Genomic DNA, 25,049 nt, shown 5'->3' with positions numbered 1-25,049 from the left:
AATTCGGAGTTGTTACAGATGATTCTATATGATTATTGCCGTTCCTCTGCGGCTTACCGTGTACGTATTGCCCTTAACCTAAAGGGACTTGCGTACGAGCAAATCCCCGTCAATCTGGTTACCGGAGAGCAGCGAGCAGAAGCGCATTTGGCGCGTAACGATCAAGGTTTGGTGCCGGTGTTAGTAGACCAAGGTGTTGAACTGACGCAGTCTTTGGCGATCTGTGAGTACCTCGATGATGCTTATCCTGAAACCGCTGCTTTAGTCTCTGGTTCTGCCGTTGCGCGTGCACAGCAGCGAGCATTTGCGCAAGCGATTGCATGCGATATCCACCCGATCAATAACCTTCGCGTCCTGCAGTATTTGGTTGGCGAGGTAGGTGCAACTGAGGAGCAGAAGTTGGCTTGGTATCGTCACTGGGTCGAGAAAACATTTGCTGCGCTTGAAGCGAAACTGGTCGCTCGGCCAGAGCAAACCGCGTTCTGCTATGGTGATGTACCATCACTGGCGGATGTCTGCTTGGTTCCACAGGTCTTCAACGCTAACCGCTTTGAGGTGGATATGTCAGCATATCCAACGCTCGCTGCTGTTGATGCGCATTGCCAGAGCTTGCCGGCTTTTTCTGATGCTCACCCTGCGAAGCAACCCGGCGCTTAGTTAAATGGGGCTGAAGTTCTTCAGCCCTCTCTTCCTTGATGACGATGTTTGCCTATAATGCCAATATAGGGTTCCTTGGAGTGAACAAGTCATGACGCCTTTAACGGCACAAGCGCTACTTGAACTGATCCCCCTTGATCGGCTGAAAGAAGCTTCAACCTTTGGTGCACTGTCGGGTTCGGCAATCGAATACTTATTGCATAAAGGTTCGCTCCTGAAGCTATCAAAGGGCGAGGCCCTCTATCAATATGGCGACCCCGGCGGCTGCTTTTATGTTGTCTTAGATGGCGCACTTGCTTTCTATAAGCACCATGAAGGCAAAATGCTTTATATCCGCGACTTTTGTTTTGGTGAAGAGTTGGGCTTTATGGCGATGGTTGCGTTGCATCATCGTGTTGGGAGCGCAGAGGCCGCCGAGGATACTATCGTTCTTGAGGTTAGCTGCGGCCTTTTTCACGATCTTCACGATACGATGCCAGCTGATTTCGGCGTGCTGCTTTTAAACCTATCGCGAGAGATGGCTCGTGTTGTACGGGAGCTTGAAAATCGTATCGTCAAACTTGAGCTACCCGAGTAACGGGCGCGATTTCTAACCTACCGCTTCGCATAATGACCTGCTACAGTGGCGTGCCAACCCACTGAATAATGGAGAGTTTTATGAAGGCGGTCTTCCTTGATTTGCAAAGCTTAGATGATTTGGACTTGAGTGCGTTGGAAGCATCCGTCGATGAGTTGGTCACCTATATGGGGACAACCGCTGCTGAAGTGGCGGAGCGAATTCAGGATGCGGATGTTGTGATTACCAATAAAGTTGTCCTGAATGCTGAGCAGATAGCTGCAGCTAGCCAACTGAAAATGATCGCGGTGGTTGCGACTGGCGTGAACAATATCGATCTCGATGCCGCCAAACGCCGCAATATCGCTGTTTACAATTGCCAAGCTTATGGCGTTCCCTCGGTGGTTCAACATACGGTCAGCCTCATGCTGGCACTGCATACCAATTTGTTGAGCTATGACCGCGCGGTGAGGGAGGGTGAATGGCAAAAATCGCCCCAGTTTTGTTTATTAGACTACCCTATTCGAGAGCTGGCCGGACGTACGTTAGGCGTGATCGGTTACGGTGCGCTTGGGCGTGGTGTTGCGGAAATTGCGCGTGCGTTTGGTATGCAGGTGCTCGTAGCAGCACGTGATGAACATGATAAGCGCCCGGGCCGCTTGCAATTAGCTGACCTGCTTCCGCAGGTGGATGTATTAACGATCCACTGCCCGTTAACGGCATCAACCCAAGATTTGATCGACGAGGCTGCTTTGGCACAGATGAAGTCTGATGCCGTGCTAATCAATGTGGCGCGTGGTGGTGTTGTGAATGAGTTAGCTTTGGCGGACGCGCTACGTGAGGGGCGTTTAGCGGGTGCTGCGACAGATGTTCTGACGCAAGAGCCACCCACCGATGACAATCCGCTCCTTGCAGGAGATGTTCCGAACCTGATCGTAACACCGCATAGCGCGTGGGGCAGTAAGGAAGCGCGCCAGCGCATCATCGGCCAAACAGCGGACAATATACTGGCATTTAAAGTCGATAAAGGCGGCTATCGCGTTGCGTAGAGGCTAAACCTTGGCCTAGAACGGTGCGGGTGAGCTAATCGCGATAGGCTCACCTGTAATCGGATGCGTAAAGGCGATCTGTTCGGCATGCAGTAGCAGGCGGTCGGCCAACGACAGCGCTGCTTCATCGGCGTAGAACGCATCACCAGCGATAGGATGCCCTAGCCATTGCATATGGACACGCAGTTGGTGAGAGCGGCCTGTTACTGGGGTCAGAGCAACGCGCGTGGCTTGCGCTAGTCGCTCCATCACTTGCCAATGGGTGCAAGCGGATTTGCCATCCACCGGATCGACAATCTGTAGTGGCCGCCGCTCCCAATCACAGCGCAGGGGCTGTTCTATGACGCCAGTGTCCTCGGTTGGATGGCCGCTGATAATAGCTTGATAGCGCTTACTGACCTGCCGCTGCTGGAACAGTTGGCTCATGGCAGCATGTGCTTGCGCAGTGAGTGCCATGACCATCACGCCGGATGTTGCATAGTCTAAGCGGTGCACAATACGGGCGGTGGGGTGGCTTTGGTTGCGCACTCTGCGGCCTAAACAGTTCTGCTTATCAGGCCCTTTGCCGGGCACTGAGAGGACTTGATCGGGCTTGACGACTACGATCAGGTGTTCATCTTCATAAAGTACCGGAATCATCTTTTCTTTTGCTTCTCAAACAGCGCCATTGTTTCGACATGAGAGGTTTGCGGGAACATATCCATCAAGCCAACTTTTTTAAGCACGTAGCCCTTTTCGGCTAACAACTTGGTATCTCGTGCTAACGCTGATGGCTCGCAGGATATGTAAAGGATGCTCTGCGCACGGGCAGGGAGCTGCTGAATCAGTTCGTATGCGCCGGAGCGCGGTGGGTCGAGCAGGATTTTGTTGTATTTCGCTTTAAACCAAGGCGTGTGCTTGCTCGGTTCTGCGAGGTCGGCACAGTAGAAGGAGCAGTTTGTTAACTGGTTCTTTGCTGCATTTTGCGTGGCGCGCTCAACCATCTCTTTAACACCTTCAACACCGAGCACTTCACCGGCACGCAGTGCCATGGGTAGCGTGAAGTTACCCAAGCCACAGAACAGGTCTAAAACGGTATCGTCTTTACAAAGTTCGAGCCATTCTAGCGCCTGCTCAATCATCGCCTCATTCACGGTGCGATTGACCTGCAAAAAGTCGCCTGGGGTAAAGGTGAGTGACAGTTTGTGATCCATGACAGCGTAGCTTAGCGGCTGTGGTGCACGTAAAGGCTCCATGCCTTGATCCGTTTGCAGGAAAATATGGCAGTCCTGTACATCGGCAAAGGCGGCGACACGCTCGCGATCATCGTTCGAGAGAGCAGGTTTGCAGCGCAGTGTTACGGCCACCGTGGCATCACTCGCTTGAAGCTCGGCATGTGTTATCCGCTTTGGATGATCAAGTGTTTCCAGTAGATCGCGCAATGGGGCGATTAAAGCGTTGAGTGGGTCGACCAGGACCGGGCAGGTATCTATGTTGAGTAGCTTGCTGCTTTTACGGCGGCGAAAACCGACGATGATCTCACCGTTGCGCTGCAACTGATTGACCCCTAAGCGTGCCGCCCGGCGATAGCCTGTAGGCGTTGACGTTATCGGCTGCACGACAGTTTGCGGTGTTGTGTCGCCAATGCGCTGTAGCTGCGCTAGCACACTCGCTTCTTTATCAACAATCTGTTGTGGCGCGGCTTGATGCTGGATCTGACAGCCGCCGCACTCAGCGTAATGGTGACAGACCGGCACGGTGCGGTGCTCAGAAGCAACCTCTACTGCAGTGACTTCCGCTTCATCAAAGCGCTTATGCCGCTGCGTCAGGGTTGCGGTCACCGTTTCATGAGGAAGGGCTCCGCTGACAAAAATGGTTTTTCCCTCGTGCCGAGCGACACCCCGGCCGTCATGGCTGAGTGACTCAATCCGCAAGGTGATTGGTGTGGTATCGAGGGTAGGTTTTTTTTCCGCAGGGCGGCCAAATCGAATCGGTCGGGATTTCATGGAGGCTCTCTATGTTTGATGCGCGCATTCTAGCACAAGCTTATCTGTTATAGTGTGGCCTCTGTTGAGTCTTGAAGTATGAGGTTTTAGCCGTGAGTGAGCATCCGTTCGCGCCGTTTGTACGCATTTTGGGAAAAGGAAAAACGGGCTCCCGCTCGCTAACGCGAGAGGAGGCCCGAGAAGCGATGACCATGATCCTTCAAGATGAAGTGCGTCCTGAGCAGTTAGGTGCGTTTCTGATGCTGTTGCGAGTAAAAGAGGAGGCACCAGAGGAACTCGCAGGCTTCGTTGATGCGGCACGTGCGGTGGCTTGTGCACCTGAGTCGCTGCATGTTGATCTAGATTGGTCGAGTTATGCCGGCAAAAAACGCCAGCTTCCGTGGTTCTTGTTAGCGGCGTTTGTGCTTGCTGAAAATGGCGAGCGTATTTTTATGCACGGCGTAAAAGGCCACACGGCGGGGCGTATCTATACCGAGGATATGTTGCAGCTGTTTGGTTTGCAGCCTTGTCATGATTGGCAAGCGGTTAGCCAGTCGCTGGACTCACATGCTTTTGCGTTTATGAGCATCGATACGCTAGTGCCTAAGCTCGGCGATATTATCGAACTACGGAACACCTTTGGTTTACGCTCGCCCGTGCACACGCTATGCCGTCTGATTAACCCGCTGCGGGCTGAATATACCGTCGATGGTGTATTCCATCCGGCCTACGCACCTATGCACCAACAGGCAAGCTACCTGTTGGCGATGCAGAACAGCTTAACGATCCGTGGTGATGGTGGCGAAGCAGAGTTAAAACCTGATAGTGATTGCGAAGTACGCTGGATTCGCCAAGGGGAACTGTCGGATGCCACGTGGCCACGTATCTACGAGCGCCGATTAGTTAAGGACCCAAGCCTAGACGTAACCTTGTTATCTGCCGTTTGGCGTGGTGAGAAAAGCCATCAGTATGGAGAGGGGGCTGTGATCACGACACTTGCAGCCGTTCTTTTGTTGCGTGGGCGTGCAGTTGACCACGCTGAGGCGGTCGTTCAAGCGACTTCCATGTGGGAAAACCGCTCCCGCGAGCGGTTTCAGTAACCCAACGATTTAGTCGCGGCGCAGTTTATCTGAGATAGCGATAGGTGATGGATAGTTAAAGATGACCACATAGGTCGATATCAAAAAGGTCAGGATTGCGGTTGCCTGTATAACGTGCGATGCAACCTGACCAATCATCGCTGAGCCTGCTGCAATATAGGCGATCAGTAGTGAAAACTCGCTAATTTGCCCTAAGCGAAAGCCAACTTCCCAGGCCATCTTGTCGTTCTCTTTGATCGTGCGGAGCAGAAAACGGAACACCAGTGGCTTTAAAGCAATCACTGCAATCGCGAGCAGTATTGATGGAACGATAATCTCGCCAACTAAGCCGAGATTGAAGCTCGCGCCGACAGAGAAGAAAAACAAGATCAAGAAGAAGTCACGCAGCGGTTTTAAGCTGGTTGCGATATATTGGGAGATCGGGCTGGTGGCTAATGCAACACCAGCGAAGAATGCACCCATCTCGGCGGATAAGCCCATCGCTTGTGCGGCTTCTGCCATACCCAAACACCAGCCGATGGCGAGCAAAAAGATATACTCATGGAAGCGGTCGAAGCGTTGGATGAGTTTCAGCACAACGTGCTTAACCAGCAGAAGGCCCATAATGATCAGAACGGGCAGCGCGAGGAGCGGCTTAACCATGCCAAACCAACTGGTATCTTCTGATTGCCCGCTGTAAAGCACCAGTAGCACGATGATTGCTATAACGTCTTGCAATAGCAGCAAGCCAACAACTAACTCGCCGGTATGTCGGTGGTGTAGCACGGTTGTGGGTAGCAACTTAATCCCAATAATGGTGCTAGAAAACATCAATGCAGCACCAATAATCACCGCTTCAAGTTGGGTGAAGCCAAACAGCACGCCAGCACCATAGCCGATCGCCATGAATATCAGTGAGCTACCCAACGCGACCCATGTGGCTTTTTTTAGCATCTGCACAAGGTGAGAAGGCTGCATATCTAGACCGAGTAGGAAGAGCAGAAAAATAATCCCGATATGGGAGATGTCGGTCATGAGTGCCGTATCAGAGATGCTGCCGACACCGTAAGGTCCTAAAATTGCACCAATCACAATGTATGCAACGAGCAGAGGCTGGCGTGTGTAGAGTGCGGCAGATGCCAGCACGGCTGCGCCGGTGAAGATCAGAAAAAAAGAGAAAACTATTGAGTGCTCAGCCATTTAGGGCGTCCCTGAGTTGTGATGCGTATAGTTTATCAGATGCTATTTAGTGTTTCGAAGTGGTTTTACTGCAAGGTGATTGTTTCAATAATAGCATCGTGTGTTTAATAACTGATCAATTTACTCAGGTATGTGAAAGGTGTATCCTATATCGAAAATCGCTAACAGAATTTTAGGTACTACTGCATGGCACTCTCAATTACCGTAACGGAAGGCGCGGAAGACTATCTCGCTGAGCTACTCGAAAAACAAGATGTTGAAGGCATCGCGGTGCGTATGTTTGTGACTCAACCTGGCACACCATACGCGGAAACGTGCTTAGCGTATTGTCGCCCGGACGAAGTTATTGAAGATGACGAAGTTCTTGAGTTAACGAAAATCCGTTTTTATTTTGAAAACAACAGCTTGCCATATCTTGAAGAAGCAATTGTTGATTACGCGCAAGACCGTATGGGCGGGCAGCTAACTATTAAAGCCCCCAATGCGAAGATGCCGCGAGTATCTGCTGATAGCCCAATGAGCGAGCAGATTAACTATATCCTCTATTCTGATATCAACCCTGGTCTGGCATCACACGGTGGCGAGGTAAAGTTGGTTGAATTGGTTGAAGAGACTGACGGCTATATCGCAGTGTTGCAGTTTGGCGGTGGTTGCCAAGGCTGTAGCGCGGTTGATTTGACGCTTAAAGATGGTGTTGAAAAAACGCTAATGGAGCGCTTACCTGGCTTGCTTGGTGTGCGCGATGTTACGGATCACACCGTAACTGACAACGCTTATTACAAATAAGTTATCTCACAGCGCCCCGGTTTGATGGGGCGCTTTATACCGCTTGACCCCCTATCTCACTGCCTGTTATCACTTTTAGTACAGAAAACCTGACAATTTAATTCATAAATACGCTTGTTTTCTGTGTTAGTAGTCCCATATTTAATATTCAGACGTATAAAAGTTGTAGTTTTCGTTTTTTCGCGCCTTAACACTTTTTAGAGGGCGCCCTGCAGAGAGGCCATGCCAATTATGGATCAGTTCGAAGTTGCCGACGAGGTAATCAGTGTAGAGCTTCCCGTGCTGCCGCTACGTGATGTTGTTGTTTATCCTCATATGGTCATCCCACTTTTTGTTGGCCGAGAGAAGTCCATCGAAGCGCTAGAAGCTGCGATGGAATCAAATAAAGAGATTCTGCTTATCGCTCAGAAGAACGCATCTGAGGATGAGCCAACTGCCGACGACCTTTTCGAAGTTGGCACTGTAGCGAGCGTCCTGCAGATGCTCAAGCTGCCTGATGGCACTGTGAAAGTTTTGGTAGAGGGTGACTATCGAGCCAAGATTCAGAGCTTAGAAAGCTACGAAGGTTACTTCATGGCCGAAGTGCAAAGCTTGCCTGTTGAATCACTCAAAGAGGCCGAAGGCGAAGTTTACAAGCGCACGGCACTTGAGCAGTTTGAGCGCTTTATCCAGATCAATAAGAAGATCCCATCTGAGGTACTAACCTCTTTGCAAGGTATCGATGATATCGGCCGTTTGTCCGACACGATTGCCGCGCACATGACACTCAAGCTTGATGAGAAGCAGGTCATCCTAGAGATGCTAGACAGCCGTCAGCGTCTTGAACACTTGATGTCTCTGATGGAAGCTGAAATTGATCTGGTTGAAGTCGAGAAACGCATCCGTGGCCGTGTTAAAAAGCAGATGGAGAAGAGCCAGCGCGAGTACTATCTGAATGAACAGATGAAAGCCATTCAGAAAGAGCTTGGCGATCTTGACGAAAACGGCACCAGTGATATCGAAGAGCTGAAAAATCGTATTGATTCAGCCGGTATGCCAAAAGAGGCTTACGATAAAACGATTGCCGAATACAACAAGCTGAAAATGATGTCGCCAATGTCTGCTGAAGCTACGGTTGTACGCGGCTACATCGATTGGATGTTGCAGCTACCGTGGAATAAACGCTCCAAAGTGCGCCACGATATGAAGCGCGCTGAGCAGATTCTTGATGAAGATCATTTCGGTCTTGAGGAAGTGAAAGAGCGTATCCTCGAGTACTTGGCGGTGCAGAAGCGCGTTAAAAAGCTCAAAGGTCCGATTCTTTGCTTGGTAGGGCCTCCGGGTGTGGGTAAAACGTCTCTTGGTCGCTCGATTGCGCGCGCGACTAACCGTAAGTATGTTCGCATGGCGTTAGGTGGGGTGCGTGATGAGGCGGAGATCCGCGGACATCGCCGTACCTACATCGGTTCAATGCCGGGTAAGCTAATCCAAAAAATGGCTAAGGTTGGCGTTCGCAACCCTCTGTTCTTACTTGATGAGATCGACAAAATGGGCATGGATCAGCGTGGTGATCCAGCGTCTGCCCTGCTTGAGGTACTTGACCCAGAACAAAATGGCACTTTTAACGACCACTACTTGGAAGTCGATTACGACCTTTCCGATGTAATGTTCGTATGTACATCGAACTCCATGAACATTCCGGGTCCATTGCTTGACCGTATGGAGCTGATTCGTATTCCAGGTTATACGGAAGATGAGAAGTTAAATATTGCGCGTAAGTATTTGGTTCCAAAGCAGATTAAGCAAAACGGGTTGAAGCCAACCGAGCTCGAACTAACCGATGATGCGATCTTGGCCTTAGTACGCTACTACACGCGTGAAGCAGGCGTACGTGGGTTGGAGCGCGAGATCGCTAAGATCTGCCGTAAGGTCGTTAAAGAGATCTCACTGGGCAAAGCGAAAGCACCGATTACGATTCAGCCGGACGCGTTGGAAGAGTACAGCGGTGTTCAGAAGCACAAGTTTGGTCTAGCGGAAGAGAAAGATCAGGTTGGTCATGTGACAGGCTTGGCTTGGACGCAGGTAGGCGGCGATATTCTGAGTATTGAAGCAACGGTAGTACCGGGTAAAGGCCGTCAGGTGACAACGGGTAGCCTGGGTGATGTCATGAAAGAGTCGATCCAAGCTGCATTGACGGTTGTACGCAGCCGAGCGATCGGTTTAGGTATCAAAAGTGACTTCCATGAAAAGCAAGACGTGCATATTCACGTACCAGAGGGTGCAACACCGAAAGATGGCCCAAGCGCTGGTATCGGTATGTGTACGGCGTTGGTTTCGGCCTTAACTGATATCCCAGTGAAGTCAGATGTTGCCATGACCGGGGAGATTACCTTGCGTGGACAGGTGCTTCCGATTGGCGGTTTGAAGGAGAAATTACTCGCAGCACACCGCGGTGGCATCAAGACAGTTATCATTCCTGATGAAAATCAACGTGACCTGAAGGAAATACCTGATAACATTAAAGCTGATCTGACTATTTGTCCGGTGAAGTGGATTGATGAGGTGCTGGATATCGCACTGAAATATCAGCCAGAGCCACTGACGGAAGAACCGGTTGATCACACTTCATCCAAAAAAAAATCTAAGAAATCCAGTGCGGCGCAAATAAAGACGCATTAATCGCAAACATAGGCAGAATCAGGGGTGTAGAGCTTGACACCCATTTCTGCCAGTTGGTATAAAGTGCGAGATATTTGTGCTGAGCATGGACTACAGAACATAAAAAATAATCGACTCGATAAAGGGGAACATCGTGAACAAGTCTGAACTGATCGACGCTATCGCAGCTTCTGCAGACATTTCAAAAGCAGCTGCCGGTCGCGCATTGGACGGCGCCCTGGACGCTGTGACTTCTACACTACAGAAAGGTGAATCTGTAGCTTTAGTTGGTTTTGGTACTTTTTCTGTTAAAGAGCGTGCTGCACGTACAGGCCGTAATCCACAGACTGGTAAGCCAATCGAAATTTCAGCAGCTACTCTGCCTACATTCAAACCAGGCAAAGCACTGAAAGACGCAGTAAACAAGTAAACTCTTTTTGCCTGGCCGCTTGACGGCCAAGCCTAAGGTCAGGGAGCGGTAGTTCAGTTGGTTAGAATACCTGCCTGTCACGCAGGGGGTCGCGGGTTCGAGTCCCGTCCGTTCCGCCAGACAGAAAAGGCGCATTCAGGGGAATGCGCCTTTTTTTTGAAGTTTTGGATTTTTAAGGTGAGCCATGCTGCAATCAATCCGAGATAACTCTCAAAGTATTGTTGCCAAGATCATTGTTGGTTTAATAATCGTTACCTTTGCACTATTTGGTGTTGAGTCTCTAGTAAGTTTGACGGCGGGTTCTGATGCGCCGGCAACAGTTAACGGCGAAGAGATTACTCAACAGGAGTTTTATCAGGCAACTGAGCTGCAGCGTCGTCAACTGCTATCCCAGATGGGAGAAAATGCAGATCCAACCTTGCTGGATGAGAATCTCATTCAAAACATGGTGTTGGACTCGCTTATTGAGCAAAAAACGCTTCTTTTAGCGGCTCAAGATCAGGGCTTACTGATCTCTGATCGTATGATTGATCAGATGATCGTCAGCACGCCAGACTTCCAACTTGACGGTAAGTTTTCTGCTGAACAGTTTGAGGCTGTGCTGCGCAACGTTGGCCTCACACCGCTGATGTACCGCGATTTAATGCGCAAAGAGCGCTTAATTCAGCAGACTAAAAATGCGATTGAATTCTCTGCTTTTAGCACATCAGGTGCAGTAGAGCAGCTAGTAGCGCTTGATCGTCAAACACGTAGCTTTAGTTACTTTCCTCTCTCTCTCGAGCAAGCAAAGCAAAGCGTTAATGTGACGGACGCTGAAATAGCGGCACGATACGAAGAGCAGAAGGATAGCCTGTTGACCGATGAGCAGGTTATTATTGAATACATCTTGTTGGACAAGCTCGCATTGCGTGACACAATTTCGGTGTCCGAAGATGACTTGCGTGCGCAATATGATCAACTGCTCGCATCATTTAAAGCTGAAGAGCAGCGCCCTGTTGCCCACATCTTGGTTGAAATTAACGGGGATGTTGATGAGGCAGCAGCTCTAGCTAAAGCCAACGACCTTAAGGCACAGCTAGACGCTGGCGCTGACTTTACTGAGCTTGCTAAGGCTGAATCAGACGATATTGGCTCTGCTGCGTCTGGTGGTGACCTTGGTGTGAATGGTAAAGGAGTATTTGTTTCTGAGTTCGAAGATGCAATGTTTGCCTTGGACGCTGGAGCGACCTCTGAGCCTGTTAAAACTGAATTTGGCTATCACGTTATCAAAGTAGGTGAGTTGTCTGAAAAGACACCTCCAACCTTCGCAGAAGCTAAGTTTGACTTAACTGACGAAGTAACAGACAACAAAGTCGAAGCCCTGTACGTGGAGAAGCTGGAGCAGCTAGCAGATGTGTCCTTCTCTTCAGGTGACCTTATTGAGCCTTCAGAAGTATTGGATATTGCCATCGAAACAGCCGCGCCGTTTTCGCGTAATGGCGGTGATAATGCGGTGACTGAGAATAAGCGTGTTATCGATGCAGCGTTTAGTGCCGAACTGATCCAAGACGGCGTTAACAGTGCGCCGATCGAACTAGATAGTGACCGCACGGTTGTTATCCGTGTCAGAGAGCACCAGCCACCGCGCCCACAGGCGTTGGAAGAAGTGGCTCAGCTGCTGAAAGAAACGCTACAGACAGAGAAAGCTGCAGCGGTTTTGAAGGAGCAGGCTGACGCTGCAGTAGCGGCATTGCAGGAGGGTAGCGATATCAATACTGTTGCTGCTGGCCGTGCTGTTTCCAATGAAGAAAACGTCTCCCGTACCGCGAGCGAAATCGATCCTGCGTTATTACAGCAGGTATTTGCAATGGCAAAACCTGTTGCTGGTAAGGCAACAACGGGTACCGCTGAGCTATCAGATGGTAGTCTGGCGGTTGTGGCGCTCATCGGCGTTACAGCGCCGACAGCTGAGATATCTGCCGATGAGCAACGCTTTATTGAAGGCTTCTTGCAGTCCCGGGTTGGACAGCAGGAGTACCAAGGTGCCGTTGAAGTTTTGAAAGATGCAGCTGTAGTTGAAAAACTGTAGTTGATATTTCGTATAAAAAAGCCCCGCTAAGCGGGGCTTTTTTGTTGATGTTTTTGGCGATTATCGGGGCGGAAGTGAAAAGTCGCGCTAAGCTAGTACTTCCTCAGAACAAGGCTTCCGATAGAGTAGCCGGCACCGAATGAACAGATAACGCCCGTTGCTCCGCTTGAAAGGTCCTCATGGTTTAGTGCAAACGCTACGAGTGAACCTGCAGATGCGGTATTCGCATAGCGGTCTAGCACGATGGGCGCTTTAGATGCATCAGCGTCGCGGCCTAAAAGCCGCTTCACAATGAGATTATTCATGTTGATATTGGCTTGATGTAGCCACCAACGGTCTACCTCATGTGCTGACAAGTTGTGTTGCTCGATATGCGCTTCCAAATGCTGAGCAGCCATGGGGCACACTTCTTTGAAGACTTTTTTGCCGTTTTGGTGAAAGAGCGCAGCTTCCTCAAATGGGTTTGTATCGCTAACACGAGCGGTATATCCGAAGTTGGAGCGGATGTTGTTTGAAAACTGCGTTTCTGCCCGGGTGCTTAAGATCTCATAGCAGTGTTCTGCGTGCGCTGTGGCTTTGCTTTCAACAACGGTTGCAGTGGCTACATCGCCGAAAATAAAATGGCTTTCTCGGTCAGTATAATTCACTTGGGGTGAGGTCAGCTCAGGGTTGACCACCAACACTGCGCGTGCGGTTTCAGCTTTAATCATTTCGTAGGCACGATGTAAACCAAATGTCGCAGCTGAACACGCCACGAGCATATCGAATGCAAAGCCTTTAATGCCCAGTGCGTGCTGCACCTCGATAGCGATAGCGGGATAGGCGCGCTGAGTATAGGAGCAGGAGACGATGACTGCATCGATCTCTTGTGCTGACTTGTTAGCCGCGCTAAGCGCTTTTTTGGCGGCATCAAGTGCAATTTCGGCCTGATGGGATAGCTGGTCATCGCTTCTAGCCGCAATCTTTGGGCGCATACGATTTACGTCTAGCGTGCCCTCTTTGCAATAGGTATAGCGGCTTTTAATACCTGATGCTTTCTCGATAAATTCAGCACTCGATAGGGCTTTGGGCTCGCAAAGGCCCTGTGCAATTTGCTCGGCGTTGTGCTCATTAAATTGAGTGGCCCATGCATTATATGCATCGACCAGCTCCGTGTTGCTGATACTAAATGGCGGCGTCCATACCCCTACACCACTAATGACAACTGACATATCTGTATCCCAGTCAGGCGCATTGCCTGACATTTAAATTTTGAACTTGGAAACGGTCGCTTGTAACTTACTACCTTGCTGGTGCAGGCTGCTCGCCTCAGCTTTAATGCGTTGCGAGTCTTCGGAAACAGCACGGCCAATGGCGCTAAAGCGCTGCACTTCTTCAGAGAGCTGTGATACCTGCGTACCCGCTTGCTCTGTTTCGACTGCGACCAGGTGGCTCTCTTCACTTAGTGCCAGAATATTTTGGCGAATATCGTTCAAACTCGCCACCATCTGTTGCCCGAGTTCTACCGATTGTGATGCTTGGTCTCGGCCGGTTTGCATAGAGCCAACTGCACCATTCACGGAAGCAACCAGTGCTTCCAGCATCTGATTGATCTCAATAGTCGATTGGCGTGTGCGCGTTGCCAAGGTGCGGACCTCATCTGCCACAACAGCAAAGCCCCGGCCCGACTCACCTGCGCGTGCCGCTTCAATGGCTGCATTGAGTGCCAGTAGATTCGTTTGCTCCGCGATCTCTGCAATTGTGCTGACCACGTTGCCCACGTTGGAGCTCGTTTCATGCAAACGCATCAGCTCTTCAGCGGAGCTTTCGACATCTTGAGCTAGGCGGCCAATACTTTCGGATGTGCGATGCATCGCTTGCGAGCTGACCTCAACGCTCTCTGCACTCTCTTGCGCTGCGCGTGCTGCATCTTCGGAGCGCCCCACTTGAGCAGCGATGTGGTGTTCTAGATGCGTCATGGTGTTGACGAGCTCTTCGATCTTTGTGGTCATCATATCGATCTGCTGGTCTGATGTTTCGGCTGTTGTGCTCAGTGTCGATACCGACTGCTGTGTATTACCAGCCGCTTGCTGCACATCGCGCAGGGCTGAACTGAGCGAGCTGAGTAACGTATTTAGCTGTTTGCTGGTATCGCCAATCTCATCGTTTGTCAGCACTTTGGCTTGATGCGTTAGATCATAATGTGTGGCTACATTCGCTAAGTCGCCAGATAAAGCCAGAATAGGGCGAGATACAAACTTTTTCGTCAACAGCGCAGCAACGAACAGCGTAGCTAATACAAGTAGAACCAATAAAATAGCCATATTGAGTTGCTGGTCGAGGCGCCCGGATATGGCGTGTCCGCGCGAAGATGCTTCTGTTTTAATCATCTCAGAAAGTTTGCTGACCTGCTGAGTGATCTGGCGCTCGTTCTGTGACATCTCTTGCAGAACTTGGCGCGCGCGATCCCAATCAATCGACGACGCTGACATAACATCACCTAATTGAGCCAGTGAGCGTTGGTTTTGGTCGATGGCGCTGCGTAAGGGGCGCACTTGTGATGCATCGCCCACAACGAGGTCGGATAGGAGTGCTTCGAGTTGTTGAGAGTTGGCGGAGATCGCGCTGCGGTACTGATCGATTGTTAACGTCGTTCCGTAAAGTTGATAGGCGCTAATCTGGCTATCACGGATCGCCAAGTTGATGTCGTTGGTTGTATTGAGCGCTGGGAGGTTTTGATCTGTTAGCGCGTCTACATCGACTTTAATGGCACTACTCGAGCGATAAAGCAGCAGTGATGCTAATACAGCCAGTAACAGTATGACGATATACCCGGCGATGGCTTTAGAGGCTAGCTTGAGTTTCATGTCGAATTCTCTTGGAAAAAGTTAGTATCAGGATAGCTCAAAAAATACACTTCTTTGCTATCTCTCTAAAATATAACGATTTTCGTTTAACGAGCGAGGGTGAATAACATACTGCGGGGCTTTCCTGTTCTGATATATACTGAGCCGCAGTTCAAACTAACGGCCACCGAGGAGTTTATGCAAGAAGCACTATATGACGTTGTGATCGTTGGCGGCGGGATGGTTGGCGGGACATTAGCAGTCTCTCTCGGCAAAGCAGGCTTGCGCGTGGCGGTGATTGAACGCCAGTTGCCAGAACCGTTCGATCATAGCCAATCTCATGATCTGCGCGTATCTGCATTGAGTGTTGCGTCGGAGCTAATTTTGCGTGACCTAGGTGTTTGGAATGGTGTTCTTGCTCGCCGTGCTTGCCCCTATCGACGCTTAAAAACTTGGGAGCAAAGTGAGCAGCTGGCAGCAACTGAATTTGATGCTGCGGATATCGATGGGCACGATCATTTAGGGCACATCGTCGAGAACCGGGTGCTGCAGCTTGCTTTGCTGGATCAGCTAAGAGAGCTCTCGAGCGTTGACCTGTATATCAGTTCTGACTACGAGTTAGATTTCGCGCCCGGCAGCAGTGTTATCCGCCTCACAAATGGAAAAACACTGGTGGGCAGTCTCGTTGTTGCCGCAGACGGTGGGGAATCCAAGGTTCGTCAGTTGGTTGGAATTGGCACACATAAGTGGGATTACGAGCAGCAGGCTTTGGTCGCTTCGGTTGAGGTTGCCGGTGAGCAACAGGATATCACTTGGCAGCAGTTCAGGTCGGCTGGGCCATTGGCTTTTCTACCGTTATCCGGCGCTTGCGCGTCGCTGGTCTGGTATGACTCGCCTGAGAAAGTCAAAGCATTGGCTGCGCTTGACGATAAGGCTTTTATCGCGGCGGTTGAGCGTGAGTTTCCAGTGGTGTTGCCCAAGATCACCAAAGTGAATGGGAAAGGGTTCTTTCCACTGCGCCGCCAGCATGCACAAGACTACGGTAAGCCAGGCGTGGTGCTAGTTGGCGATGCTGCACATATGATACACCCACTGGCAGGGCAGGGAGTCAATATCGGATTGCTTGATGCTGCCGAGCTGGCTGACGTTATTTTGACCTGTCACCGACAAGGTGTGTTGTTGGAGTCTGAAGCGCTGGTTACTCGTTACGAAAAACGCCGCCGCCGTCATAACCTCATGATGATGACGGTTATGGACATGTTTTATCGGACATTTAGTAATGATCTAGCACCTATCAAATTGATACGAAATATCGGGTTGGGTGTTGCTGGACGGCTTGGGCCTGCGAAACGCCAAGTCATGCGTTTCGCCCTTGGCCTAGATGGCTGGGGTGTCGGTGGCGCTGATAAAAAGCAGCTATAAAAAAGCCGCACAGTGTGCGGCTTAAGGCAGTTTTGCGTTCGGACAACAAAAAAACCGAACGCAAAGTAAAAATTAGGCAGCAGACGCTTTGCGTGCAGTTTTCGCAGCAGGCTTTGCAGCAGGTTTTGCTGCGGCAGTCATCGCTTCAGTTGTCTCTTGAACTTTAGCTTGTGCTGCTTGAAACATCTGTGTCACTTCTTGCAGTGCTGGTGCTTCAGATAGATCGCTCATGCTCTGCTCCGCGAGTACAGTAAGTTTCTCTTTTGCTTCAACCATTGCCGCAATCTCTTGCTCGGCAACGTTGGTTAGCTTAGCGTCTAGCTCTTTGAAGTAGCTCATTTGAAGTTCTAGCGCGTCTTTAGGTGCTTTGACTTCTGTTAGTGCTTTCATCTGATTGACGCCTGAGTTGAACAGGTCAGAAACGTATTCAGTGTGCAGAGCAACGAGCTTTTCTGCTGTCGCTTTATTGATCTCAACAGCGTCGTTGAATGGTTTCATCTTATCTTGAACGTCTTTCATCATATCTTGGTACATGGTGTTTTCCTCGGTCAGCAGCGTTTATGTTGCAGTGCAACACTTGAATTAAATATTAGGAGGTTGGTAAAAAACTGTCAATAGCTATTTTGTGCGCTGCACAATGGATCTGTTTATCTTTAGTCGAACCCCAACTTCTTATAATACTGGGGCTGAAAGGGCGCAGCATAACTCCGCGTTTGGCTAATGCTGCGTATGCGTATTAAACAGTTCATGAGAAGCTTTCGAGGCGATGAATTCGTGGTCTCGAATGGTTAGAATAACCGCTACACTGCCTGTACGCGCTGCGCGAATTAACATAGTGCCTGCAGCTTATGACATCTGTATGAAAAGGATAGTTAACTTATGACCCAACCAAACAGCCACGCCAGCTTTGAGTTTATTCGTTCTGAGCATATCGACTCATTGAATGTGGACGTTGCCGAATATCGCCATCGAGTGACTGGGGCTATGCACTATCACATCGCAGCTGACCAAGACGAGAACGTTTTCTTGGTTGCGTTTCGCACAGTACCTCAAGACTCAACGGGTGTGGCGCACATTCTTGAGCATACTGCGTTGTGCGGGAGTGAAAAGTATCCGGTACGCGACCCCTTCTTCATGATGACACGGCGTTCACTGAATACCTTCATGAACGCCTTCACAAGTTCAGACTGGACGGCATACCCCTTTGCTAGCCAAAATCGCAAGGATTACTTCAACCTGCTAGACGTCTATCTGGACGCTGCCTTTTTCTCGCGCTTGGATCCGCTGGATTTTGCACAAGAAGGACACCGCGTTGAGTTTGCGGAGCCGAGCAACCGTGATAGCGACCTCGTCTATAAAGGTGTGGTCCTAAATGAGATGAAAGGCGCCATGAGCTCGCCCGTCTCGACGCTATGGCAAACGGTGACTAAACACCTATTCCCGACCACCACGTACCACCACAACAGCGGCGGTGATCCTGAGTCGATAACAGATCTTAGCTATCAAGAGTTGCTCGATTTCTATGGCTCGCACTACCACCCGACCAATGCCGTATTTATGACCTTTGGCAATATCGCGGTTGAGGAGCTGCAGCAGCGTTTCGAAGAGCAAGCGTTAGGTCGTTTTGAGGCGTTAGAGCAGTGTATCGAAGTATCTGATGAGAAACGTTTCTTCTCGCCTGTACGTGTTGAGGAAGGTTACGCACTGGATGAAGAGGATATCAGCGCTAAAACTCACCATGTACTGGCGTGGCTGTTAGGCCAGTCGATCGACCTGAAAGCGCAGTTAAAGGCGCACCTGTTGTCGCGTGTTTTGCTTGACAATAGTGCAAGCCCACTGCGCGCTGCGCTGGAATCGTCTGAGTTAGCTAGCGCGCCATCGCCGTTGTGTGGCCTTGAAGACTCCAACCGCGAGATGTCTTTTATGTGTGGCCTAGAAGGTAGCGAGCCTGAACATGCAGCAGCATTCGAACAACTGGTTTTTGATACCCTCCAGCGTGTTGCTGAAGAGGGCGTGCCGCAAGAGATGGTTGAGGCGCAGTTGCATCAGTTGGAGTTGGGGCAACGTGAAATCAGTGGTGATGGCTACCCATACGGTTTGAATCTCATTATGGCGTCGGTTTCGTCGGCGATTCATCGGGGTGATCCTATCGCTTTGCTGAATCTTGACCCTGTTATTGAAGAGCTGCGCGAAGAGGTACGTTCTGGTGACTTTATCCCGAATATGATTCGTGAGCAGTTGCTGGAAAATCCGCACTTTGTGCGTTTAACGCTGCGCCCAGACAATCAGATGAGTGCGCGTAAGGACGCAGCCGAACAAGCGCGCCTTGCGAAGATTAAAGAGGGCCTTTCAGATGATGAGGCTGCTTTCGTAGTCGAACAAGCGCAGCGACTAGAAGAGCGCCAAAACCAAGACGATGATGAATCAATCTTGCCTAAAGTGACGTTGGCTGACGTACCGGCAGGTATGCATGTGCCTGAGAGCCAGACCTTAGCCACAAAAGAGGGCGATCTAGATTGGTTTGGCCAAGGCACCAACGGCTTAGTTTATCAGCAAGTCATTATCGACATGCCCGCACTGACTGATGATGAGCTGCAACTATTGCCGCTCTTTAGTTATTGCCTGACGGAACTTGGTTGTGCGGACCGTACCTACCAAGAGAACCAACAATATCAAGCACAAGTGACGGGTGGCCTGAGTGCGTTCTCTACGCTGCGCGGTGCGACCGATGATGAGCAAAATGTGAAAGGCTTCTTTGTTATCTCGGGTAAAGCGTTGGTCAAAAATGCGGCAGCGCTTAACGGGTTGATACACGAAACATTGCATAGTGCTCGTTTTGATGAATTAAGCCGTATCCGTGAGATCGTATCGCAGCAGCGCAGTCGCAAAGAGCAGAGCATCACGGGGCAAGGCCATTCGCTTGCGATTATGGCGGCGGCTGCGGGCTTTAGCCCTGCTGCGGCGTTGGCGCAGAAGTCTCGTGGCCTGGCGAGTCTTCAGTTTATCAAAACGTTGGATCAGTCCTTACAAGATGAGAAAGCCCTAGCGGCGCTTGCTGAGCAGTTGAAGACGATTCATAGCAAAGTACGCCAAGCGAATAAGCGCTTCCTGTTGGTGGGAGAGCCGGAGCAGCAAGCGTTACTCGTGAATGAGCTCTCAGAGCAGTGGCAAACCCCCGCCGAGGGCGCATCACCTCTGGCGCTGCCCGCAACGCGCACGCCAGTGAAGCAACTTTGGGTTACCAGTACTCAGGTGAGCTTCTGTGCTAAAGCGTATCCAACAGTTCCCGTTGATCATGCGGATGCGGCGCCATTAACAGTGTTAGGTGATTTCTTGCGCAATGGTTTCCTGCACCGTGCGATACGTGAACAAGGTGGAGCTTATGGTTCGGGTGCGGGACAAGACAGCGGTGATGCGGTGTTCCGTTTCTTCTCTTATCGTGATCCACGACTCACAGAAACATGGGATGACTTCGATAGCTCGGTGCAATGGTTGCTCGATAGCGATCATGATGCTGTTAAGCTCGAAGAGGCCATTCTGGGCGTTGTAAGCTCGATGGATAAACCCGCCTCGCCAGCCGGTGAGGCAAAGAGCGCCTATCACAGTGCGCTATTTGGGCGCACCGCGGAGCAGCGCCGCGAGTTTAGAGCACGTATTTTGGCAGTGACACTGGCGGACCTAAAACGCGTGGCTCAGACCTACCTAACGAGTAGTGAGGCAAGCTTTGCTGCAGTAACTAATACTGAAAAAGCAGCCACGGTTGGCGATGACTTTGAGGTTATCAACCTGTAAGCTAGCGCCAGCTTTGGAAAGAGCACCTTAAGGTGCTCTTTTTCGTTTCGGATAGGACGCAATGTTTAAGGATAACCCGTTTTATAAAGGCGCGGCGCTGATCTTGGTGTCTGAGCTATTTTTGGTGCTCTCTGGCATGTCTATCAAACAGGTGAGTGCTGAGCTACCCACGGAAATGACGGTGTTTATCCGCAACTTGTTCGGTGTGATTTTATTGCTGCCCTGGTTAGCAAAAAACGGAGCTGATGCGCTAAAAACATCGTTGCTGCGCTTTCATCTTATGCGTGCTGCAGTGGGTGTGACAGCGATGACGTGCTTGTTTTACTCGTGGGGGCATCTGCCGTTAGCGCAAGCGGCGCTGTTAAAGCAAACCGCGCCCTTCTTTATACCCTTTATTGCTATGCTGTGGCTGGGTGAGCGCGTGACTCGCGCGGCTAAGCTGGCCATTGTCGTGGGCTTTGCTGGCGTCTATGCGGTACTTAATCCTCAAGACGGGACGCTAAATATCGCTGTGCTCATCGCCGTTTTTGGAGCCATGTTGGGTGGGCTCGCTAAGGTGACGATCCGCCGCATGTCGGCTACGGAGAGTCCGCAACGCATCGTTTTCTACTTCGGCTTCTTTAGCGCCATTTTTGCGGCAGTCCCTGCAGCTTTAGTCTGGGTGACGCCCTCGTTAGCACAGTTCGGTTGGCTGGTTGCGTTGGCTGTTACCTCTACCTCAGCTCAGTTGCTGTTGAGCAAAGGCTATAGCTATGCACCGGCAGGCCAGCTCGGCCCCTTTACCTATGGATCGGTGGCATTTGCTGCGCTATTTGGCTGGCTCTTTTGGGATGAGTTGTTAGATTGGAACACCTTTTTGGGGGTGGTGCTGATTATCGCCGCTGGCATTATCACCGTACGAGGATCAACAACGCCTGAATCCAAGGCTGCAGCGGCGAAAAGCTAGTGCGATTCAGCGCGGCGCTGCCGCTTTTGTGTTACTGTTCCGTTACGAATTTGTGACGGAATACCTTCATGTTTGAGCGGCTTAAAATCTCCTCTATTTTCTCTTTAATCGCCTTCGCTATCTTTCTGGCATTACTTTATTTTTCTATCGATTATCGCATTCTAGAGCTCAACGAAACCTTTAGCGCTGCGATTGGCTGCGATGGATGCTTTAAGCGAAGTATCGCACTGCATGATTTGCTGTTCTTTGGCGTTGTTCTGCTATTGATCGCTTTGTCTTTTGTGATTCGGGCCTGGTTCGTTTCAATCGCGTTGCGAATACTGTCTAGCGTTTTATTGATCGGTTATTGGGCCGATGTCTTTATCATGCGTGAGTTTTTCACACGCCTGAATTTGGGGGATGTGAAGCGCTATGGGACCGACCCTAGCCTTGTGTTGAGGCATATTGAGAATACGGGCCTCTTAGAAATTTACGGGCCTTATACCGCCCTGATGATTGCAGGGGCGGCGTTTGTGTTATTGATGCCGGCGCGTGGGTTTTCGAGTCTCTATAAACTGGCGTCCGTACTCGCCTTGGTGATGATCGGTGCGAGCTTCTTTGTTAAACCAACCTCGTATGTGCACGACTGGGGGTTGGTGAATTATGTGCAATCCAACATGGCCGCAGGCGTTTCCGAGCCGTATTCAACAGAGCGGGAGGTGATCAGTCTTGCTGAGTACAACAAATCAAGGACGCAGCTGGCGTGTCGAGGAGAGAGCCCCATGGCTGGCAAGAATATTATCTTGCTGATTTTGGAGTCTTGGTCCCCTTATCAAAGCGAGCTGCTAAGCGGGATCAGAGATTGGACGCCACGCCTTGATCAGTTGGCGAAAGATAACACCTACTTTACGCAGATGTACGCGAGTGGGTTCTCCACCAACGAGGGGCTGATGTCACTGTTGGCAGGCAATGCTTTTCTATCGCCGATCAAGAGCTTTCATGCGGTGAGACCTTTTGAAACGGCGTGGAAGCGGGAGCGGACACTGCCGCTGTATTTAAGCGAAGCGGGGTACCACACTCGTTTTATCACGAACGGGAATCTTAAATTTAGTCACAAAGGTAAGTGGCTTAACCATATCGGCTTTGATCGGGTAGATGGACATGATCTGCCCCTATTTACAAACTCTGGTCAACGCCGCCTGCACTTTGATGCAGTGCCCGATGCATTACTCTATGAAGCAGCATTCCAACATACGCGCAGCGCCGATCAACCATACTTTATGGTGCTTGAAAACGTTTCGACTCATCATCCGTATATCCAACCAGAGACCCTAGAACGCAGCCAAGAGCTGGTATTCCGTTATATGGATAATACGGTTGCAAACTTCTATGAAGCGCTAGAGGGAATTAACTTCTTTGATAACGGCGTGTTAATGATCGTGAGTGATCACCGAGCGATGATCCCTATGACCAAGCAGGAGGTTGATATCTTCGGGCGCGCCGCTGCATCACGGATTCCGGCAATTATAGTGGAGAAAGGGCGAGCGCCAACACGTATCGATAGACCGGTGCATCAGTCTGATTTGGTTAGCTCGTTCGCAGCTTGTAATAGCGACTCGCCGAGGAGTTGGTTTCATGAAAAGGGCGATCAGGATGCCTGCCTTTTTCATGCAAGAGGCGATAGCCGTGATGTCATCGATGTCTTCTGTCCGGCAGGGCATGGGTCGATTGTGTTAGCGGGGGAGAACAGTCGTTTTCGCGATAGTGAAGGGTTATCAGAAGACATGAAACAAGCGCTGCTGGATGAGGTTGCTTACAAGCGCATCGTAGGTGATTATCAGCATGCTAAATATCTCGAAAGCCGTTGATTTAAAATGTTAAGTCAATGGCCGAATCGGTTATTGATTGCAAAACATAGGCGAAAAACAATAGTCTCATAAGATGTGGGTTGTCGGGATGGCAGCCCGCACGCCACTATAAAAACAACTAGGGTAGAGACAATGCAGACTAAAATACTTCCGCCAACGGATAATGCTTATCAGTATCAACTGCTTATAAAAAGTCTATTGCTATCTGGGGCGCGCTACGAACCTGATCGTGAAATCGTTTATAGCGATGTGATGCGCTACAACTATCGCACACTCAACAAGCGTATCGCTAAGCTGGCCAATGTACTATCGGAAGCGGGCGTGCAAGCGGGTGATACCGTTGCGGTAATGGATTGGGATAGCCATCGCTACCTAGAAGCCTACTTTGCTGTTCCCATGATTGGAGCAGTGCTTCACCACGTTAATATTCGCCTTAGCCCTGATCAAATTCTTTACACGATGAACCACGCAGAAGATGACTATGTTTTGGTTCACGATGATTTTCTAGCGCTGGCAGAGCCTTTAGCTGACCAAATGCCATCCGTTAAAAGCTGGATACAGCTGACGGATCAAGATAGCGCCGCTAGCACGTCACTGCCAACTGTGGGAGAGTACGAAGCACTGCTTGGCGCCGCCTCTGATCAATATGATTTCCCTGATTTTGACGAAAATTCGGTGGCAACGACATTCTATACCACCGGCACGACTGGAAACCCGAAAGGCGTTTACTTTACGCATCGCCAATTAGTTTTGCACACGCTGACCATGGCATCAACGCTGGGTAACTATGAAGGGCAGCCGCTGCTGCGCTCTGAAGATGTATATATGCCCATGACACCGATGTTTCATGTGCATGCGTGGGGAGTTCCCTATGTGGCAACCATGTTAGGTGTTAAGCAGGTCTACCCTGGCCGTTACGAGCCGAATAAGTTGGTGCAGCTGTATCAGGATGAGCAGGTGACGTTCTCGCATGGCGTGCCGACTGTTCTGCAGATGGTTATTGATTGTGAAGCTGCAAAAACAGCTGACTTTAATGGCTGGAAAATGCTGACCGGAGGTAGTGCGCCAACGCTCGGTTTAGCCAATACCATGGCTGATTTAGGGGTGCACTTCATCACTGCATACGGAATGTCAGAGACGTGCCCAATTCTTACCATGACGTATCAGCGTAAAGATGAGTTTTCCCAACCCATGCATGATCAAATGGCGCGCCGTATTCTGACCGGTGTACCGACTGGAATGGTGGACCTACAGATCATCGATCCGGCGGGCAACCCGCAACCTCATGATGGCGAGGCGATGGGTGAGGTGGTTGTGCGCACACCATGGCTGACACAAGGGTATTACCGCGAAGCAGAAAAGAGCACTGAGCTTTGGGAAGGCGGCTGGTTGCACACCGGCGATGTGGCGTCAATTCATCCGAACGGCTCGCTAGAGATCAAGGATCGTATTAAAGACGTTATTAAAACGGGTGGTGAATGGATCTCTTCGTTAGAGCTAGAGAGCTTGATCAGCCAACATGAGAATGTTAGCCAAGTGGCTGTTGTGGGTGTGCCTGATGATCAGTGGGGCGAGCGCCCTTATGCGATGGTAGTGCCCATTGAAGGTGCAGAACTTACCCACGACATGTTGAAGCAACACCTCATGCAGTATGTTGAATCTGGGCAAATCGCGAAGTGGGCGATACCTGAAAAGGTGTCGATTGTCGCCGAAATCCCTAAGACTAGTGTGGGTAAAATCAATAAAAAGCTCATTCGGGAGCAGGTAATCGCGTAAGCTTGCATATTTTTC

At 50.4% G+C, this 25,049-nt stretch carries 19 protein-coding genes and 1 tRNA gene; 14 read left to right on the top strand and 6 right to left on the bottom strand.

Annotation, left to right across the window (positions count from 1 at the left end; translation table 11 throughout):
* The first annotated feature begins 18 nt into the window (after positions 1 to 18).
* The 3 genes from maiA to E4L36_RS02470 all read left to right on the top strand — a co-directional run bounded on the left by maiA (position 19) and on the right by E4L36_RS02470 (position 2,262).
* Positions 19 to 657, top strand: a complete 639-nt coding sequence (maiA, locus tag E4L36_RS02480) for a maleylacetoacetate isomerase (RefSeq protein ID WP_136678975.1) — start codon at positions 19 to 21, stop codon at positions 655 to 657.
* 91 nt (positions 658 to 748) lie between these two features.
* A complete protein-coding gene (locus E4L36_RS02475; protein ID WP_127692814.1) occupies positions 749 to 1,234 on the top strand; it encodes a Crp/Fnr family transcriptional regulator in 486 nt (161 codons plus the stop codon).
* Between the two features lie 80 nt (positions 1,235 to 1,314).
* Positions 1,315 to 2,262, top strand: coding sequence for a 2-hydroxyacid dehydrogenase (locus E4L36_RS02470; RefSeq protein ID WP_136678973.1), 948 nt, complete (start codon positions 1,315 to 1,317; stop codon positions 2,260 to 2,262).
* Between the two features lie 15 nt (positions 2,263 to 2,277).
* Here the strand turns inward: E4L36_RS02470 and E4L36_RS02465 are convergent, their stop codons facing one another.
* Positions 2,278 to 2,901 carry an RluA family pseudouridine synthase gene (locus E4L36_RS02465; protein WP_136678971.1) on the bottom strand — a complete coding sequence of 208 codons (624 nt, stop codon included), beginning with the start codon at positions 2,899 to 2,901 and terminating at the stop codon, positions 2,278 to 2,280.
* Positions 2,898 to 4,247: a 23S rRNA (uracil(1939)-C(5))-methyltransferase RlmD gene (gene rlmD, locus E4L36_RS02460; RefSeq protein ID WP_136678970.1), complete on the bottom strand. Its 1,350-nt coding sequence runs from the start codon at positions 4,245 to 4,247 to the stop codon at positions 2,898 to 2,900. The genes E4L36_RS02465 and rlmD overlap by 4 nt, the downstream gene beginning before the upstream one ends.
* A gap of 92 nt (positions 4,248 to 4,339) precedes the next feature.
* On the opposite strand from rlmD, the gene E4L36_RS02455 reads away from it, so the two are divergent.
* Complete coding sequence (locus tag E4L36_RS02455; protein WP_136678968.1) at positions 4,340 to 5,326, top strand: glycosyl transferase family protein; 987 nt, start codon at positions 4,340 to 4,342, stop codon at positions 5,324 to 5,326.
* Positions 5,327 to 5,335: 9 nt separating this feature from the next.
* Here E4L36_RS02455 and E4L36_RS02450 read toward each other — a convergent pair whose 3' ends face one another.
* Complete coding sequence (locus E4L36_RS02450; protein WP_127692819.1) at positions 5,336 to 6,505, bottom strand: cation:proton antiporter; 1,170 nt, start codon at positions 6,503 to 6,505, stop codon at positions 5,336 to 5,338.
* Positions 6,506 to 6,691: 186 nt separating this feature from the next.
* On the opposite strand from E4L36_RS02450, the gene nfuA reads away from it, so the two are divergent.
* From nfuA to E4L36_RS02425, 5 genes are all read left to right on the top strand, one after another.
* Positions 6,692 to 7,291, top strand: coding sequence for a Fe-S biogenesis protein NfuA (nfuA, locus tag E4L36_RS02445; protein ID WP_127692820.1), 600 nt, complete (start codon positions 6,692 to 6,694; stop codon positions 7,289 to 7,291).
* Between the two features lie 231 nt (positions 7,292 to 7,522).
* On the top strand, positions 7,523 to 9,949 hold the full coding sequence (gene lon / locus E4L36_RS02440) for an endopeptidase La (protein ID WP_136679270.1): 2,427 nt from the start codon (positions 7,523 to 7,525) through the stop codon (positions 9,947 to 9,949).
* Between the two features lie 133 nt (positions 9,950 to 10,082).
* A complete protein-coding gene (locus E4L36_RS02435) occupies positions 10,083 to 10,358 on the top strand; it encodes an HU family DNA-binding protein (protein ID WP_127692821.1) in 276 nt (91 codons plus the stop codon).
* A 42-nt stretch (positions 10,359 to 10,400) separates the two neighbouring features.
* Positions 10,401 to 10,477: transfer RNA gene (locus E4L36_RS02430), tRNA-Asp, on the top strand.
* 65 nt (positions 10,478 to 10,542) lie between these two features.
* Positions 10,543 to 12,426, top strand: a complete 1,884-nt coding sequence (locus E4L36_RS02425; RefSeq protein ID WP_136678966.1) for a SurA N-terminal domain-containing protein — start codon at positions 10,543 to 10,545, stop codon at positions 12,424 to 12,426.
* Positions 12,427 to 12,518: 92 nt separating this feature from the next.
* Here the strand turns inward: E4L36_RS02425 and E4L36_RS02420 are convergent, their stop codons facing one another.
* Both E4L36_RS02420 and E4L36_RS02415 read right to left on the bottom strand, forming a co-directional pair.
* Complete coding sequence (locus E4L36_RS02420) at positions 12,519 to 13,637, bottom strand: beta-ketoacyl-ACP synthase III (protein WP_136678964.1); 1,119 nt, start codon at positions 13,635 to 13,637, stop codon at positions 12,519 to 12,521.
* Between the two features lie 33 nt (positions 13,638 to 13,670).
* Entirely contained in the window at positions 13,671 to 15,272 is a 1,602-nt protein-coding gene (locus E4L36_RS02415) for a methyl-accepting chemotaxis protein (protein WP_136678961.1), read from the bottom strand.
* A gap of 177 nt (positions 15,273 to 15,449) precedes the next feature.
* Here E4L36_RS02415 and E4L36_RS02410 point away from each other — a divergent pair, with 177 nt between their 5' ends.
* A complete protein-coding gene (locus tag E4L36_RS02410; RefSeq protein WP_136678959.1) occupies positions 15,450 to 16,673 on the top strand; it encodes an FAD-dependent oxidoreductase in 1,224 nt (407 codons plus the stop codon).
* 72 nt (positions 16,674 to 16,745) lie between these two features.
* On the opposite strand, the gene E4L36_RS02405 is transcribed toward E4L36_RS02410, so the two are convergent.
* Positions 16,746 to 17,207 carry a phasin family protein gene (locus tag E4L36_RS02405; RefSeq protein ID WP_136678957.1) on the bottom strand — a complete coding sequence of 154 codons (462 nt, stop codon included), beginning with the start codon at positions 17,205 to 17,207 and terminating at the stop codon, positions 16,746 to 16,748.
* 345 nt (positions 17,208 to 17,552) lie between these two features.
* Between E4L36_RS02405 and E4L36_RS02400 the strand changes: the two genes are divergently transcribed.
* From E4L36_RS02400 to E4L36_RS02385, 4 genes are all read left to right on the top strand, one after another.
* Positions 17,553 to 20,465, top strand: a complete 2,913-nt coding sequence (locus tag E4L36_RS02400) for an insulinase family protein (RefSeq protein WP_136678955.1) — start codon at positions 17,553 to 17,555, stop codon at positions 20,463 to 20,465.
* 61 nt (positions 20,466 to 20,526) lie between these two features.
* The gene (locus E4L36_RS02395; RefSeq protein WP_136678953.1) at positions 20,527 to 21,411 is read left to right on the top strand and encodes a DMT family transporter; all 885 of its coding nucleotides are present in this window, start codon (positions 20,527 to 20,529) and stop codon (positions 21,409 to 21,411) included.
* A gap of 68 nt (positions 21,412 to 21,479) precedes the next feature.
* The gene (locus E4L36_RS02390) at positions 21,480 to 23,258 is read left to right on the top strand and encodes an LTA synthase family protein (RefSeq protein ID WP_136678951.1); all 1,779 of its coding nucleotides are present in this window, start codon (positions 21,480 to 21,482) and stop codon (positions 23,256 to 23,258) included.
* A gap of 132 nt (positions 23,259 to 23,390) precedes the next feature.
* On the top strand, positions 23,391 to 25,034 hold the full coding sequence (locus E4L36_RS02385) for a fatty acid--CoA ligase (RefSeq protein WP_136678949.1): 1,644 nt from the start codon (positions 23,391 to 23,393) through the stop codon (positions 25,032 to 25,034).
* Positions 25,035 to 25,049: the final 15 nt, after the last annotated feature.

Origin of the sequence: Neptunomonas sp. XY-337 (assembly GCF_004959845.1) — a bacterium.
GTDB lineage: Bacteria > Pseudomonadota > Gammaproteobacteria > Pseudomonadales > Balneatricaceae > Neptunomonas > Neptunomonas marina.
The sequence above is the reverse complement of the archived record's forward strand: the minus strand, read 5'-3'. Positions and strand labels throughout refer to the sequence as shown.

What these genes read in the sequence shown, in the direction of transcription:
- maiA (WP_136678975.1), top strand. Translation starts at nt 19, where the DNA reads ATGATTCTATATGATTATTGCCGTTCCTCTGCGGCTTACCGTGTACGT.
- E4L36_RS02475 (WP_127692814.1), top strand. Translation starts at nt 749, where the DNA reads ATGACGCCTTTAACGGCACAAGCGCTACTTGAACTGATCCCCCTTGAT.
- E4L36_RS02470 (WP_136678973.1), top strand. Translation starts at nt 1,315, where the DNA reads ATGAAGGCGGTCTTCCTTGATTTGCAAAGCTTAGATGATTTGGACTTG.
- E4L36_RS02465 (WP_136678971.1), bottom strand. Translation starts at nt 2,901, where the DNA reads ATGATTCCGGTACTTTATGAAGATGAACACCTGATCGTAGTCGTCAAG.
- rlmD (WP_136678970.1), bottom strand. Translation starts at nt 4,247, where the DNA reads ATGAAATCCCGACCGATTCGATTTGGCCGCCCTGCGGAAAAAAAACCT.
- E4L36_RS02450 (WP_127692819.1), bottom strand. Translation starts at nt 6,505, where the DNA reads ATGGCTGAGCACTCAATAGTTTTCTCTTTTTTTCTGATCTTCACCGGC.
- nfuA (WP_127692820.1), top strand. Translation starts at nt 6,692, where the DNA reads ATGGCACTCTCAATTACCGTAACGGAAGGCGCGGAAGACTATCTCGCT.
- lon (WP_136679270.1), top strand. Translation starts at nt 7,523, where the DNA reads ATGGATCAGTTCGAAGTTGCCGACGAGGTAATCAGTGTAGAGCTTCCC.
- E4L36_RS02425 (WP_136678966.1), top strand. Translation starts at nt 10,543, where the DNA reads ATGCTGCAATCAATCCGAGATAACTCTCAAAGTATTGTTGCCAAGATC.
- E4L36_RS02420 (WP_136678964.1), bottom strand. Translation starts at nt 13,637, where the DNA reads ATGTCAGTTGTCATTAGTGGTGTAGGGGTATGGACGCCGCCATTTAGT.
- E4L36_RS02415 (WP_136678961.1), bottom strand. Translation starts at nt 15,272, where the DNA reads ATGAAACTCAAGCTAGCCTCTAAAGCCATCGCCGGGTATATCGTCATA.
- E4L36_RS02410 (WP_136678959.1), top strand. Translation starts at nt 15,450, where the DNA reads ATGCAAGAAGCACTATATGACGTTGTGATCGTTGGCGGCGGGATGGTT.
- E4L36_RS02405 (WP_136678957.1), bottom strand. Translation starts at nt 17,207, where the DNA reads ATGTACCAAGATATGATGAAAGACGTTCAAGATAAGATGAAACCATTC.
- E4L36_RS02400 (WP_136678955.1), top strand. Translation starts at nt 17,553, where the DNA reads ATGACCCAACCAAACAGCCACGCCAGCTTTGAGTTTATTCGTTCTGAG.
- E4L36_RS02395 (WP_136678953.1), top strand. Translation starts at nt 20,527, where the DNA reads ATGTTTAAGGATAACCCGTTTTATAAAGGCGCGGCGCTGATCTTGGTG.
- E4L36_RS02390 (WP_136678951.1), top strand. Translation starts at nt 21,480, where the DNA reads ATGTTTGAGCGGCTTAAAATCTCCTCTATTTTCTCTTTAATCGCCTTC.
- E4L36_RS02385 (WP_136678949.1), top strand. Translation starts at nt 23,391, where the DNA reads ATGCAGACTAAAATACTTCCGCCAACGGATAATGCTTATCAGTATCAA.